General features: G+C 35.6%; 13 protein-coding genes. 1 reads left to right on the forward strand and 12 read right to left on the reverse strand.

Translation table 11 applies throughout. The features are described 5' to 3' along the window. Positions 1-4 precede the first annotated feature (4 nt). From ID741_RS11855 to pcrA, 12 genes are all read right to left on the reverse strand, one after another. Entirely contained in the window at positions 5-610 is a 606-nt protein-coding gene (locus ID741_RS11855; RefSeq protein ID WP_438720108.1) for an HAD-IA family hydrolase, read from the reverse strand. A gap of 17 nt (positions 611-627) precedes the next feature. Further along, positions 628-1,296 carry a 2,3-bisphosphoglycerate-dependent phosphoglycerate mutase gene (locus ID741_RS11860; RefSeq protein ID WP_438720109.1) on the reverse strand — a complete coding sequence of 223 codons (669 nt, stop codon included), beginning with the start codon at positions 1,294-1,296 and terminating at the stop codon, positions 628-630. Between the two features lie 13 nt (positions 1,297-1,309). Next, positions 1,310-1,708, reverse strand: coding sequence for a hypothetical protein (locus tag ID741_RS11865; RefSeq protein WP_438720110.1), 399 nt, complete (start codon positions 1,706-1,708; stop codon positions 1,310-1,312). A gap of 134 nt (positions 1,709-1,842) precedes the next feature. Then, a complete protein-coding gene (locus tag ID741_RS11870) occupies positions 1,843-1,971 on the reverse strand; it encodes a hypothetical protein (RefSeq protein ID WP_281419010.1) in 129 nt (42 codons plus the stop codon). Positions 1,972-2,082: 111 nt separating this feature from the next. Beyond that, positions 2,083-2,547 carry a hypothetical protein gene (locus ID741_RS11875; protein WP_218325383.1) on the reverse strand — a complete coding sequence of 155 codons (465 nt, stop codon included), beginning with the start codon at positions 2,545-2,547 and terminating at the stop codon, positions 2,083-2,085. 176 nt (positions 2,548-2,723) lie between these two features. After that, the gene (gene rlmD / locus ID741_RS11880) at positions 2,724-4,079 is read right to left on the reverse strand and encodes a 23S rRNA (uracil(1939)-C(5))-methyltransferase RlmD (RefSeq protein ID WP_438720467.1); all 1,356 of its coding nucleotides are present in this window, start codon (positions 4,077-4,079) and stop codon (positions 2,724-2,726) included. 98 nt (positions 4,080-4,177) lie between these two features. Next, a complete protein-coding gene (locus ID741_RS11885) occupies positions 4,178-5,206 on the reverse strand; it encodes a diacylglycerol kinase (RefSeq protein ID WP_218325384.1) in 1,029 nt (342 codons plus the stop codon). 13 nt (positions 5,207-5,219) lie between these two features. Further along, positions 5,220-6,650 carry an Asp-tRNA(Asn)/Glu-tRNA(Gln) amidotransferase subunit GatB gene (gatB, locus tag ID741_RS11890; RefSeq protein WP_438720111.1) on the reverse strand — a complete coding sequence of 477 codons (1,431 nt, stop codon included), beginning with the start codon at positions 6,648-6,650 and terminating at the stop codon, positions 5,220-5,222. Then, on the reverse strand, positions 6,650-8,119 hold the full coding sequence (gatA, locus tag ID741_RS11895) for an Asp-tRNA(Asn)/Glu-tRNA(Gln) amidotransferase subunit GatA (protein ID WP_438720112.1): 1,470 nt from the start codon (positions 8,117-8,119) through the stop codon (positions 6,650-6,652). Before gatA ends, gatB begins: the two co-directional genes overlap by 1 nt. After that, positions 8,119-8,424, reverse strand: a complete 306-nt coding sequence (gene gatC / locus ID741_RS11900) for an Asp-tRNA(Asn)/Glu-tRNA(Gln) amidotransferase subunit GatC (protein WP_218325387.1) — start codon at positions 8,422-8,424, stop codon at positions 8,119-8,121. Before gatC ends, gatA begins: the two co-directional genes overlap by 1 nt. 159 nt (positions 8,425-8,583) lie before the next feature. Then, positions 8,584-10,608 carry an NAD-dependent DNA ligase LigA gene (ligA, locus tag ID741_RS11905; protein WP_218325388.1) on the reverse strand — a complete coding sequence of 675 codons (2,025 nt, stop codon included), beginning with the start codon at positions 10,606-10,608 and terminating at the stop codon, positions 8,584-8,586. Positions 10,609-10,656: 48 nt separating this feature from the next. Then, positions 10,657-12,891, reverse strand: a complete 2,235-nt coding sequence (gene pcrA / locus ID741_RS11910; protein ID WP_438720113.1) for a DNA helicase PcrA — start codon at positions 12,889-12,891, stop codon at positions 10,657-10,659. Positions 12,892-13,038: 147 nt separating this feature from the next. On the opposite strand from pcrA, the gene ID741_RS11915 reads away from it, so the two are divergent. Beyond that, the gene (locus ID741_RS11915; RefSeq protein WP_438720114.1) at positions 13,039-14,580 is read left to right on the forward strand and encodes a ClC family H(+)/Cl(-) exchange transporter; all 1,542 of its coding nucleotides are present in this window, start codon (positions 13,039-13,041) and stop codon (positions 14,578-14,580) included. Positions 14,581-14,586 lie beyond the last annotated feature (6 nt).

Consider the following 14,586-nt stretch of genomic DNA (forward strand, 5'->3'; position numbering starts at 1 on the left):
TAATCTAGAAGATGGAAACTAGTTTTCGTAAATTATTTACAACAAAATTTGCTGGAACCTCTTCAAACTGATCTAAATCATAAAATACTGTGGCAATATCGGCATTTTTTCCGGCTAAAATATCGAGTTTTCGATCACCAATCATAACCGTTTCGTGTCGATCTAGATGAAATTCTTCAATCAATTGATTAATCGCTGTTGGATCTGGTTTACGCGGAAAACCTGATTCAGAGCCAATTATTGCCTCGACATAGTCCGCTAAACCATCACGTTTTAGCAAATCCCAAGTATCATCACTACGTCGATGTGTCAAAATAAAATGTCTGCCGCCTCGTTGTTTTAATTGCTGTAAAGTTTCTCTCGTATCTTCAAAAGGGATGGCTTGATTTAAATAAGATTTTTCTACTCGATGAAAATCTTTGTCAAAATTTGTATCAGTTAATCCTTCTTCTTGAATCAATTGATGGATTGATTCTTTTTTAATGCGAAGATAAACAGTCTCTTTTGACAAATCTTTATGGTAAGCAGTTAATGTTTCCATCAAAGCTTGCATCATCACTGGATAACTATCATAAAGTGTACCATCAAAATCCCAAATATAATTTTTCATAAAAGCCCTCGCTAAGTTTACATAATTTTTTTATGGGTAATCTTCATTTGCTGATCGAAATCATAAATCATAGCTGTCGCATTAGGAATATCAATTTGGTTCACCTCTAGCGGTGGTACTTCTTCAATATAACGAATCAATGACCGCAAACTATTTCCATGACCAACAACTAAAACTGTTTTTCCAGCTTTTAATTCTGGTACAATTTCATCTTGCCATAGAGGGATGACGCGCTGCTCAGTCTGGTGCAGACTTTCTCCTTTTGGAATCAGGCGGGGATCGAGATTATTGTAACGCCGATCAAAATGATTTATTTTGACTTGTGGGGGCACTTCATCATACCCTCTTCGCCATTTTTCCACTTGCTCAGCCCCATACTCAGCAGTCATTTTAGCTTTGTTTTTTCCAACTAAGTCACCATAATGACGTTCGTTAAGCCGCCAAGTTTTAAATTCTGGTACCGCACTAGCATTATTTTGTTCTAAAATGAGTTCTGCTGTCAAAATGGATCTTTTTAAAACTGATTCAAATGCAAGATCAATTTGATAACCTGCCTCAGAAATTTTCTTCCCAGCAAGAATTGCTTGTTCTCGTCCTTTTTCAGTTAAATTAACATCTAACCAACCGGTCCAATAATTTGCAAAGTTTGCTTCACTTTCACCATGACGTATTAAAATTAATGGCATAAAATAACCCTCTTTAAACTTTTTTGATAAATTGATTTTGACAATTTTTACATGTCACTTTAATTTTCCCTTTGCCCCGAGGTGCGCGCATTTCTTGTTTACAATTTGGACATTTAAAATACTTAAATTGGCGCTGACTTTGTAACTTTCTCCACCATTTAATCAATTTCTGATTTTCATTACTCCGAGGATAGATTTTTTTGGAAAAGAAACGATAGAAAATGATCCCTAAAATAAATAATCCTAGTAAATCACCTAAATAAAATGGTATCCAGCGTTTAAAAAGTGATAGTATCAGCCAAATGATTAACAAAGTTTTATTGAGTTGATCAAATCGACCATAGCGTCCTCGCATCATCTGTTGATATTTTTGATTTATTTTCATTAATCTTTGTAGCCAAATATTTCTCATAATTGTCCATCCTTATATTTTTCTTCCAGCATAAATCCTTTCAATGAACTCAAAATGAAATATTTCATGAAAATTAGCTTTTTTTATAAATAAAAAAAACGCCAAACATCTTTATGATTTAGCGTATCTCTTCTTTATTTGTTATATATTTTTGGTCCTTTACGCATATTTTTGCGATCATTTTTTGGTGCCGCCATGTCTTTAGATCTTCCGCCACCTTGTTTCTTTTTGATTAATTCTAACATCTTTTCTTTTTGATTCATTTTTTACACCGCCTTTAAAGGTAGAACTACTATATCATAAAAAACCTTATTAGTTTTAAAAAAAATTTAATCTTAATAATTAAAAAAAGACTGCAGCAGCAGCCTTAATTACTATTTTTCATTTTTGGGGCCCACCAACATTAAGATACCACTAATAATATTGACAAATAATAATGTACATACACCTAACGCTGTTGTGTTTGGACGAACACCTTTATAAGCGCGCCAACTCGTAATAGTCATTGGTATCATCCAAGCTAGAGGAATAAGCAACCAAGCACAACCAATCGTCGTTAAAATATTAAAAATAAATGCAATTAACAACATGGTATCTCCCTCTTGATCAGGATAATTTACTCCTAAAATATCAGAGAATATCTCTTCGTCTTCTGGTTCAGTATAAACTGGTTTTTTTTCAGATAATGTGATGACGGCCCCCTCACCTTCACCGTAAATCTCAACCTCTTCTCCAACGATTGGAACAAAACTAAATTGATGACGCTTAAATTCCATGATGCTTTGATCATCTAACCCGATAAAAATTTTATCCTCTTCAATTTTTATAATTTTTGCCACTTTTCTTCCTCCTACCAAAAAAATATCTGATACCTAATTATTAATAAATTAAATTCCCAAAAAAAATTTAGTTAAAATAAGTATCTTTATAAATGTAATTGTGACACAGTAAACCATCATCTTCAAGTTAGTTTTAAAAAAAGCAGCTAAATATATTAGCTGCCAGAAAAATTATTTTATTTTTTTAATAATGTCACAGATTCCACATGATTTGTTTGTGGAAATAAGTCCACTGGTTGGATACTGGCCGCTTTATAACCTAATGTTGCATAATGTTTCAAATCTCTAGCTAACGTTGCAGGATTACAAGAAATATAAACAATTTTTGCAGGGTTTATTTCAGCTGTTGCATCAATAAAACTTTCAGTTAAACCTTTTCTTGGTGGATCAACGAAAATAACATCTGGTCGGATGCCTTTTTCTACCCATTTATGCATGATATCTTCAGCTTTACCTGTTCGAAAAGTGACATTTTCAAGCTCATTTTTTAGGGCATTGAATTTTGCATCATTAATTGCTTGCTTAACAACTTCTACACCGTAAACATGATGTACCCGATCAGCAAAAGATAAACCAATTGTTCCAATACCACAATAAGCATCAATCACAGTATCTGTTGGCTGTAAATCAGCTAAATCAATGGCTAACTGATATAATTTTTCTGCTTGCTCCGTGTTGACTTGATAAAATGATTGAGCCGAAATGCGATATGTTTTTCCTAATAAATTATCAAAAATATATTCTCGGCCTAGCAATAAGTTTTCTTGACGGCCTAAAATGACATTGGTTTTCTCCGTGTTTACATTTTGAACCACCGACACAACTTCTGGCAAAGCTTTTTGGATTTCAGTTGCTATTTCAACACCTTTAAAGAATTTTTCTTTTCGGGTAACTAAGACAACCATCATTTCATGGGAATAATGTCCTCGTCTAATAACGATATGACGCAAAAATCCTGTGTTCTCCTCTTCATTATAAGGTTTTACATTAAATCGACGTAATATATCTCGGACGACCAAAATAGCTTCGTCGATTTTTGGATCTTGAATAAAGTAATCTTCAATTGGCAATAACTCATGGGAATTTTTGCGATAAAAACCAGTTGCTAGCTCGCCATTGATATTTCTGACAGGAATTTGTGCTTTATTACGATAAGCATAAGGTTTTTCCATCCCGATTGATTCTTTTACTTCAACTTCTGGTAAGTGAGCAATTTTGTCCATCACATGTTTAATTTGATTTTGTTTAAATACCAATTGACTCTCATATTTCATATGGCTCAATGGTGCAATTCCGCTGCGTAATAAATCATGGTTTTCTACAGGGACACGTTCTGGACTTTCTGACAGGCGATTAATTACTTTTCCATAGCCAAATTTTTTACCAGTTTTTACTACTAATAATTCAACTTCTTCACCAGGTAGTGCATTTTCTACAAACAATGCAAAGCCATCAATATGGGCCACACCCATTCCTTCATAAGTTAAATCATCAATCACTGTTGTGTAGGTTTCATTTTTTTTAATCAATATTTTTCTCCTTCGTTGTTGAATGCTTCAATCATTTTAATGAATCTGCCGTCAAATTGCAAGATGAAAAAACGACTCTGTCCAAACAGAGCCGCTAATTGTTATTTTTGATCATCTGGAGTATCTTTATCTTCTTCTTGTAACTTTTCAAACTCTTTAACTAATTCTTGACCTGCCTCTTGCTCTTCAAGTTCATCTTCTCCTTGAATAGCAGCATCAGAAATTTCATCAGTGTTAGCAAAAAATTCAATATGTTGATGCAAATTTTCAAAACGCATCGGTGCGTCACCACCATACTCGCCATCTAAATTAATCATCATTCGTTTATTTTCATCTTCAACAGATGCTTCTAAAAAACTAGTTTTAACATAAAGAACTTTCGGATCATTCACATGTTTCCCACCATTAATTACTAAAGTAATCAAACGGACAATTTCAAATAAATTAGCTGTTTTTACGACAATCAAAGAAAACTTTCCATCATCTAACATTGCATCTGGTGCAATTGTTTCAAAACCACCAATAGAATTTGTCAGTCCCAAGAAAAACATTGAAACATCACCCTGATATTCGCCGCCCTCATATTTCAAATCCACTTTAATGGGTTTGATTCGGGGTAACATTTCCGCACCTTTAGCAATGTAAGCTAAATAACCAAAAATACTTTTTAGCTCTGAAGGCACTTCGTAAGTTAACTCGGTTAAGTAACCAGCAGCTGCAATATTTATAAAGTAAGTATCATTCGCCTTACCAATATCCATTTTGACAGTCTGTTCTTTTTGGATCACTTCAGCTGCGGCTTTTACATTGTTGCGGGGAACTTTTAAAGCTCTAGCGTAATCATTGGTTGTACCGGCTGGTATGATCGCAATTTTAGGACGTTTTTCCAAACCTGCGATACCATTGACAACTTCATTGATTGTGCCATCTCCACCTGCAGCAACAATTAAACTAAATCCTGCTTTGGCAGCTCGAGTCGCTTCATTTTTGGCTGAATCAGGCTCTGCTGTCGTGGCAAAGGCGCTGGTTTCATAACCGGCTTGTTCGATTGCTACTAAAATATCGGCAAGGTTATTCCGTAAAATTTCTTTACCGGATACTGGATTATAAATTAATCGTGCTTTTTTCACAGTTGGGCTCCTTCTAGCGTTTGGCTAATTCTTCTTGCAACAATTTGTTTACCACACCTGGGTTGGCTTTTCCTTTAGTAGCTTTCATGATTTGCCCAACCAAGAAACCAACAGCACGATCTTTACCATTTTTAAAATCATCGACTGATTGTTGGTTGTTATCTAAAACTTCATTAATCATTGGCAACAATTGTGCAGGATCTGAAAGTTGAACTAAGCCTTTCTGTTCAACAACTGTTTTTGCATCGCCGCCATTTTCAATTAATTCCCGGAAAACTTTTTTAGCAATTTTAGAACTGATCGTTCCATCATTGATTAAAGTAATCATACCAGCCAAATTATTTGGTGTTAATTTTGTTTGATTTAATTCTATTTTTTCGCTGTTTAAATAAGCGGAGACTTCGCCCATTAACCAGTTAGAAGCTAATTTAGCATCTGCACCTTCTGTTAAAGTACTTTCGAAGAAATCAGACATTTCTTTACTTTGGGTAAGTACCATTGCATCATATTCTGGTAATTCTAATTCTTCTATATAGCGAACACGACGAGAAGCTGGCATTTCAGGTAATTCTTCCCCTACTTTTTTAATCCATTCATCATCAATGACAAATTTAGGAATATCTGGTTCAGGGAAATAACGGTAATCACTAGAACCTTCTTTAACCCGCATTAAAACAGTTTTGTTGGTTCCTTCATCATAACGGCGTGTTTCTTGCTGAATTGTACCACCAGATAATAAAACTTTGGTTTGACGTTGCACTTCAAAAACTAAACCTTTTTTTACAAAGCTAATTGAGTTTAAATTTTTCAATTCTGTTTTTGTTCCAAATTCTTCTTGTCCATAGGGACGTAAAGAAATGTTAGCGTCACAGCGCATTGAGCCTTCTTCCATTTTAACATCAGAAACACCAGTAAATTGAATGATTGATCGTAAAGCATCTAAATAAGCATACGCTTCTTCTGGCGAACGCATATCGGCTTCAGATACAATTTCAATTAATGGTGTGCCTTGACGGTTCAAATCGACATAAGAATATCCACCGATACCATGCATATTTTTACCAGCATCTTCTTCTAAATGAACTCGTTCGATCCGGATTTTCTTCTTTTTACCATTTACATCAATTTCAATCCAACCATCATGACCGATTGGTTCATCAAATTGAGAAATTTGGTAAGCTTTAGGATTATCGGGATAAAAATAGTTTTTACGGTCAAAATGCATATGTTTTGAAATTTGGCAGTTTAAAGCTAAGGCTGCTTTCATACCAAATTCAATCGCTGCCTTATTCATTACTGGTAAAACGCCAGGATAACCCCAGTCAATAATATCAGTATTAGTATTTGGCTCTGCACCGAAATGAGCTGGTGCTGGAGAAAAGATTTTAGAGTTTGTTTTTAATTCTACATGGACTTCAAGCCCGATGACTGTTTCTAAATTCATTAATCGTTACCCCCTAAAATCACAGGTTTTTGTTTATGGAAATCTGTTGCTTGTTCAAAAGCGTAAGCCGCTTTATACATCGTGTTTTCGTCAAAATGTTTACCAATTAATTGTAACCCAACTGGTAGACCTTCAGAAAATCCTGCTGGAATTGACATTCCTGGTAAACCTGCTAAATTGACTGGAATAGTCAAGATATCGTTCATGTACATAGTAATTGGATCATTGATATTTTCACCGATTCCAAAGGCAACAGTTGGTGCAGTTGGCCCAATGATTAAGTCATAATCTGCAAAAACTTTATTAAAATCTTCTTTTATCAAAGTACGAACTTGACCAGCCTTTTTGAAGTATGCATCGTAATAACCAGCAGATAGTGAGAAAGTCCCTAGCATAATCCGACGTTTCACCTCTTCACCAAAGCCTTCAGTCCGTGAATTGACATATACATCTTCTAAATCTTCTACTTTTTCTGAACGGAAACCGTAACGAATACCATCAAACCGTTGTAAGTTTGAACTTGCTTCAGATGAAGCAATAATATAGTACACTTGTACGCCATATTTTGAATGAGGTAAACTAACTTCTTCAACTGTGGCACCCAATGCTTTAAAAGTTTCAACGGCTTTTTGAATTGATTCTCTGACACCCGCATCAATTCCTTCACCTAAATATTCTTTCGGTAAAGCAATTTTCATTCCTTTAATGTCACCAGTTAAACCAGCTGCAAAATCTGGGACAGAAGCACCAGATGATGTACCATCTTTTTCGTCATAGCCAGAAATAGCATTTAAAACTAACGCATTGTCTTTAACATTACGTGTAAATGGTCCAATTTGATCTAATGATGAAGCAAAAGCAATTAAACCAAAACGAGAAACCCGGCCATAAGTTGGTTTCATGCCGACAATGCCGTTAAATGATGCCGGTTGGCGAATTGAACCACCAGTATCACTACCAAGAGAAGCAGGTACTTGTCCCGCAGCAACAGCAGCTGCTGAACCACCAGAAGAACCACCAGGAACTTTAGAATGATCCCAAGCATTTTTCGTTTTTTTGAAATAAGAGGTCTCAGTTGAACCACCCATCGCAAATTCATCCATATTTAATTTTCCAACTGGGATCAAATCATTTGCATAGATTTTTTCCATTACTGTTGCATCATAAATTGGGTTGAAGTTAGACAATATTTTTGACGCAGCAGTTGTTAAAATATCCTTGGTTACGATATTATCTTTGATTCCAATCGGAATTCCTGCTAATACATTATCTTCGGAAATACCTTTCAGGTCGATAGCTTTCGCTTCTTCCAATGCTTTGTCTTCATTTAAAGTAATAAAAGCTTCAACCTTTTCTTCAGTTGCCTTAATCCGATCAAAGGTTTCTTTTGTCAAATCAGTAGCTGTAATTTCTTTTGAAACTAGCAGGCTGTGTAATTCTTCAATTGATTTATCAAATAATTTTTCCATTATGCGCCTGCCCCTCCATCATCAATAATTGCTGGTACTTTAATGAATCCATCTTCAGATTCTGGTACGTTTTTCATTAGTTCTTTTCGCGACCAACCATCATGGGCCACATCTTCTCTCATTACATTTACTGTTTCGACAACATTTGAAGTTATTTCGACACCTTCAGTATCTACTTCACTTAGTTGTTCTACCATATCAATAATTTTTCCTAATTGATCAGTAAATCCAGTTAATTCATCAGCGGAAAAAGAAAGTTTTGCTAATTTCGCAACATGCTGGACTTGTTCTTCGTTAATTGCCATAATATCCCTACTTTCAATGTGTTTGCTAATATTGACTCATTTTATCATATCTTTTTAAGAATGCGCACTTTTTCTCGTCGAAAAAACGATAGCGAGTCTATGATACTTAATAGTTCTTGCTATCGTCAACTGTCTTTCTGAAAAAAATATGAGTTTTTGTTAAGTTTGTGCATCCTTTAATGCATCAACCAGCTGTGACTCATTCCAAACAGTCACACCTAAATTTTGCGCTTTGGTTAATTTACTACCCGCGTCTTCACCTGCTACAACAACATCAGTTTTCTTCGACACACTCCCAGTGACATTACCACCTAATTGTTCGATTTGTTCTTTTGCTTCTTCTCGAGTAAACTCAGTCAATTTACCAGTTAAAACGATTGTTTTTCCTTTAAATACTGAATCGACTTCTTCTAAATCAGATTGACGAACACCTAGATAAGTTAAATTCACCCCGTATTTTTCTAATTCCGCCATTAATTCATGGACTTCTTGATTTTCAAAATAAGTAATTAAACTATCCGCAATTGTCTCACCTAAAGTATTTAAGGTGATGACTTCTTCCTTACTAGCTTTTGCAATATGAGCTAAATCGCCAAAATGTTCTGCTAAAATACCAGCTGCCTTTGCACCTACATGACGAATACCTAAACCAAACAATAATCGTTCAACTGAATTATTTTTACTTGCCTCGATGGCGTTTAAAATATTTTCAGCAGATTTATCTTTGATCTTATCTAGTGTCAGGAGCCGCTCTTTATCTAAGTTATATAAACCAGCTACATCAGTAACTAAGCCCTTGTCAAACATTTGTGCTAACACTCTTGGTCCCAAGCCATCAATATTCATTGCATTTCGAGAAACAAAATGACTCAAACCTTCTTTAATTTGCGCTGGACACTTTGGGTTAATACAACGTAGAGCAACTTCTTCATCTAAATGAACCAATTCGCTGTTGCAAACCGGACAATGGGTTGGAATCTCATAAGGTTGACTATCATCTGGTCGTTTATCTAAAATCACTTGTGCAACTTCAGGAATAATATCTCCCGCTTTATAAATACGCACCACATCATTGATCCGAATATCTTTTGCTTTAATATAATCACTATTATGAAGACTTGCTCTGGCGACTGTTGTTCCAGCTAAGCGAACCGGCGTCATGATTGCAGTCGGTGTTACTACACCTGTTCGACCAATTGTCCATTCAATATCATTTAAAGTTGTTTCAGCTTCTTCTGGTGGGAATTTATAGGCTGCTGCCCAACGAGGCGCTTTGACGGTAAAGCCTAATTGATCTTGCAAAGAGAATTCATTCACTTTTATTACAATCCCATCAATGTCATACGCTAAATCAGCTCTTTTCTCATGGTAACTTTCAATATAAGCCCAAACTTCATCAATCGTGTTATAAACTTGATGCTCTGGATTGACTTTGAAACCCAAACGACTCATTTCATTCAAAGCATCATCTTGAGTTGTAGCAGCCAGCGGACCAAAATCAGCTAAAGTATAAAGAAAAGTACTTAAATTTCTACTGGCGGCTACTCGAGTATCTAATTGACGTAAGCTTCCAGCTGCCGCATTTCGCGGATTGGCAAAAACTTCCTTGCCTTCCTCTTCTCTTTTCTGATTCAATTTAACAAAAGAAGCTTTCGGCATGTAACATTCTCCACGAACTTCGATTGACAAAGCCTCAGGTAAAGTTAATGGAATAGATTTTACAGTCTTCAAATTCTCAGTAATATTTTCTCCAACAGTACCGTCTCCTCTAGTTGCCCCTTGGACAAAACGGCCATTTTCATATTTTAAAGAAATGGATAAGCCGTCAATTTTTAATTCACAACAATAACTAACTGGATGCCCCACTGCTTTTTGAACTCGTTCATCAAAGGCCACCAATTCTTCTTTATTAAAAACATCGTTCAAACTATAAAGTGGCGTCTCATGGACAACTTTTTCAAATCCAGCTAAGATCACACCGCCTACTCGTTGCGTGGGTGAATCCTCGGTAATTAAGTCAGGATATTGAGTCTCTAAATCTACCAATTCTTGATATTTTTGATCATAAACATAGTCTTCCACTGAAGGTTTATCTTCTACATAGTATTCATGCGCATATTGATTTAATTCTTCTCGCAATACTTTGCTTTTTTCTTCGGCTTGTTGGAAAGTCATTTCAGCCATAGTAACCTCCTGTTATTTTGCTTAAGTAATTTATTGACACATTTTTAATTAAATTTTTTCAATTGGAGCAAAGGCGGCCAATAAACGTTTAATTCCTTGTTGGGGAAATGCAACATCTAATTCTATATCTTGAGCATTTCCACTAACTTTTACGACAGTACCAGTTCCCCATTTTTTATGGGCAACCTTATCACCTAATTGCCAAGCTACATTTTCTCCACCAGAAGCTTGTTTACTTTGAACTGCTGGTTTGGTAGCATGCTGATACTTGGGTTTTTGATAAGATTGGAATGGACTATTTGATTGTGTTGGTTGCGCCTGAATACCCGTTTGGTTTAATAGACTGTCATCAATTTCTGCCACAAAACGAGAGGGAGAATTGTATTGAGTCTTACCATATAAAGTTCGTGAAAAAGCATTAGTCAAGTACAATTGGTTTTCTGCTCGTGTAATCCCAACATAGGCCAAACGACGTTCTTCTTCTAATTGCGCTTCTTCCATTAAAGAACGACTTGATGGAAAAATTTTCTCTTCCATTCCGACTAAAAAGACCACTGGGAATTCTAATCCTTTTGCGGCATGTAGTGTCATTAATGTTACTTGTGCGCTTTCTTCTTGATAATCATCTAAGTCTGAAACCAAAGCTAAATCATTTAAAAAGACGGCTAGTTTTTCTTCTGGTTGATCACCATCCTCAACAGCTTGCTGAGATCGTTTATCAAATTCTTGCGTAACAGATCTAAATTCCTCTAAGTTTTCTAGTCGCGATTCTGCTTCTAAAGTACGCTGATTTTTCAGCTCGGCTAAATAACCGGTTTTTTCTAAAATTTGATCTACTAAATCCGTCACTGGCAAATAAATAATCATTTCTTGGAATTGTCGAATCATTTCTCCAAATTCAGCCAAATTGCGACCAGCTTTACCTGATATATTAGCTAAATCGACATTTTGAGCAGCTTCTACCAAAGACCAGTCATGAATAGCTGCAAACTCCCGTAATTTATCAACTGAGCTTGGACCAATTCCCCGCTTTGGTACATTGACAATTCGCTCAAAACTCACCGCATCTCTTGGATTATTAATAATATTTAAGTAAGCAATAATATCCTTGATTTCTTTGCGATCATAGAACTTGTGACCACCCACCATAGTATAAGGAACATTAGCTTTAACTAAAGTATCTTCAATTACACGAGATTGTGCATTGGTCCGATACAACACTGCAAAATCATTAAAATTACGATTATTTTGATGCATTTGATTACGGATTTCACTAACGATAAACTGTGCTTCATCTCGTTCACTGTCAGCACGATAATAAGTAATTTGTTCCCCTGATTGATTATCAGTCCACAAATCTTTTGGCCGCCGATTAGAATTGTTTTGAATTACTTCATTGGCTGCCTGTAAAATATTTTGTGTAGAGCGATAATTCTGCTCCAATAAAATCACACTGGCATTAGGATAATCTTTTTCAAAATCCAAAATATTTTGCATGTCAGCACCACGCCAACCGTAGATACTTTGATCCGCATCACCAACAACGCATAAATTTTTGAAACGAGCGGATAAAAGATTAACCAAAGTGTATTGAGCATGGTTCGTATCTTGATACTCATCCACATGCAAATAGTGGAATTTATTTTGATAATAAGTTAAGACATTTTCATGTTCAGAAAACAACCGAATTGTATTCATAATCAAATCGTCAAAGTCCATACTTTGATTGTTACGCAAAGCTTTTTGATAAGATTCATAACACCGAGCGACAATTTCTTCAAAAAAAGAGCCTTGCATTTCAGCATATTGATCCGGTGTAATTAACTCATTTTTCGCATTACTGATCGTCCCTAAAATTGAACGGGGATCATATTTTTTTGGATCAATATTAAGATCCTTTAAAATACGTTTCATCAAAGAAAGTTGGTCAGAGCCATCTAAAATTGTGAAATTCCGGTCATAACCAATCGCATCGACATCTCTTCTTAAAATTCGCACACACATGGAGTGAAAAGTTGAAACCCAGACATCTTCCCCACCTTTTCCTAAAATAGCATTGACCCGCTCTTTCATTTCTCGAGCAGCTTTATTGGTAAAAGTGATCGCTAAAATATTCCAAGGATTAACGTCTTTTTCTTCTATTAAGTAGGCAATACGGTGAGTTAAAACCCGCGTCTTCCCACTACCGGCGCCAGCCATAATTAAAAGCGGGCCTTCTGTATGAAGCACCGCTTCTTTTTGCTTTGGATTAAGTCCAGTTAAAAGTTCTTGCTTATTTGGCATGCAAAACTTCCTTTCATCATTTCAATCTCACCTATTATAACATCTAAAAAAGAGGGATAAAACTGACAACCCTTAACTTATGAAATATTCTCTTGAATTTCTGAAAAAACAGAGCTAAATTAAATAAGGCATTAGGAGGAGAAACAAATGAAAGAACACGAAATAAAAAAATTAGATCATACAAAATTAGAATTCATTTTAAAAGGATTAATCATTGGTGGTATTTCTGGGATCATCGTAAGTCTCTTTCGATTATTGATTGAGGTAGCAGGTGAAAAAATTGTTGGGATTTATTTATTTTTGCAAATTCACCGTTGGTACATCATTCTCTGGCTGATTCTCATGATATTTTGTGCACTTTTCGTTGGGAAAATTGTTCAATCGGAGCCAGATATTAAAGGCAGCGGGATTCCGCAAGTTGAAGGAGAACTACAGGGGGAAATCCATCAAAATTGGTTCGCTGTCTTATGGAAAAAATTCTTAACAGGTGTCCTCTCAGTTGGCTCAGGTTTATTTCTAGGTCGAGAAGGTCCGTCTATTCAACTAGGAGCAACAGTTGGCCAAGGATTTGGGCATTTTTTTAAAGCCACCCCAGCTGAAAAGAAAATTTTCATTTCCAGTGGTGCTGCTGCCGGATTATCAGCTGCCTTTAATGCACCCGTGGCTGGACTATTATTTGTTCTCGAAGAAATTCATCATAGCTTTTCACCACTCATGTGGATTACATCCTTAACTGCTGCATTAAGTGCCAATCTTATTTCATTAAATTTTTTTGGTTTAAAACCGGTTCTATTTTTTTCTGAAGTCCCTTCGTTACCTTTAAAATATTATGGACATTTAATTCTTTTAGGTGCCTTACTAGGGATATTTGGCTTCATCTATCAAAAGGTACTATTGTCCTTAGCTAGTTGGTATCAAAAAACACATTTACCAGAATTTTTATACGGATTGATTCCTTTTATCCTAATTATTCCCATTGGAATTTTTTTCCCTCACTATCTTGGTGGTGGGAATCAAATTATTATTTCTTTAGGTCTAAACAACTTCTCGATGCAATTTTTATTAGGCTTATTTCTTTTGCGTTTTGTTTTTTCGATGATTTCTTATGGAGCAAGCTTACCAGGAGGAATATTTTTACCGATTTTGACATTAGGAGCTATTATAGGCGCCATATACGGCACTTTAATTCATCAATTTTTTGGCGTTGAAAGTATCTATATTCGTGATTTTGCAATTTTTGCAATGGCAGCATACTTCACCGCGATTGGAAAAGCACCATTGACCGCCATCATTCTAGTTACAGAAATGGTCGGCAACATAACACATTTGATGCCTTTAGCCGTTTGTTCCTTATGTGCATATATTATGAATGACTGGTTAGGTGGTAACCCGATTTATGAATCTCTGTTGGAACGCTTGGTTAAACACAATAGTCCCAGTATTACTGGTATTAAAACAGTTTTTGAATTTCCTGTTAATGCCGAGAGTAATTTAGATGGTATCTTGGTTCGCGATTTTAATTGGCCACAAGAAATGTTACTAATCTCGATTCTACGTGGATCAAATGAACTTTTAACTCATGGTGATACCGTCATGAAAGCCGGCGATATTTTAATGATTTTAACCGACGAAGGTAATCTATCTAACATCAGAAAATCAATTACAACCTATTCGCAACTAAACCAATGACCGTAA

Source organism: Enterococcus sp. AZ103, assembly GCF_051714685.1.
Lineage (GTDB): Bacteria > Bacillota > Bacilli > Lactobacillales > Enterococcaceae > Enterococcus_A > Enterococcus_A alishanensis.

What these genes read in the sequence shown, in the direction of transcription:
- ID741_RS11870 (WP_281419010.1), bottom strand. Translation starts at nt 1,971, where the DNA reads ATGAATCAAAAAGAAAAGATGTTAGAATTAATCAAAAAGAAACAAGGT.
- gatC (WP_218325387.1), bottom strand. Translation starts at nt 8,424, where the DNA reads ATGGCAATTAACGAAGAACAAGTCCAGCATGTTGCGAAATTAGCAAAA.
- ID741_RS11865 (WP_438720110.1), bottom strand. Translation starts at nt 1,708, where the DNA reads ATGAGAAATATTTGGCTACAAAGATTAATGAAAATAAATCAAAAATAT.
- gatA (WP_438720112.1), bottom strand. Translation starts at nt 8,119, where the DNA reads ATGGAAAAATTATTTGATAAATCAATTGAAGAATTACACAGCCTGCTA.
- ligA (WP_218325388.1), bottom strand. Translation starts at nt 10,608, where the DNA reads ATGGCTGAAATGACTTTCCAACAAGCCGAAGAAAAAAGCAAAGTATTG.
- ID741_RS11855 (WP_438720108.1), bottom strand. Translation starts at nt 610, where the DNA reads ATGAAAAATTATATTTGGGATTTTGATGGTACACTTTATGATAGTTAT.
- ID741_RS11860 (WP_438720109.1), bottom strand. Translation starts at nt 1,296, where the DNA reads ATGCCATTAATTTTAATACGTCATGGTGAAAGTGAAGCAAACTTTGCA.
- pcrA (WP_438720113.1), bottom strand. Translation starts at nt 12,891, where the DNA reads ATGCCAAATAAGCAAGAACTTTTAACTGGACTTAATCCAAAGCAAAAA.
- ID741_RS11915 (WP_438720114.1), top strand. Translation starts at nt 13,039, where the DNA reads ATGAAAGAACACGAAATAAAAAAATTAGATCATACAAAATTAGAATTC.
- gatB (WP_438720111.1), bottom strand. Translation starts at nt 6,650, where the DNA reads ATGAATTTAGAAACAGTCATCGGGCTTGAAGTCCATGTAGAATTAAAA.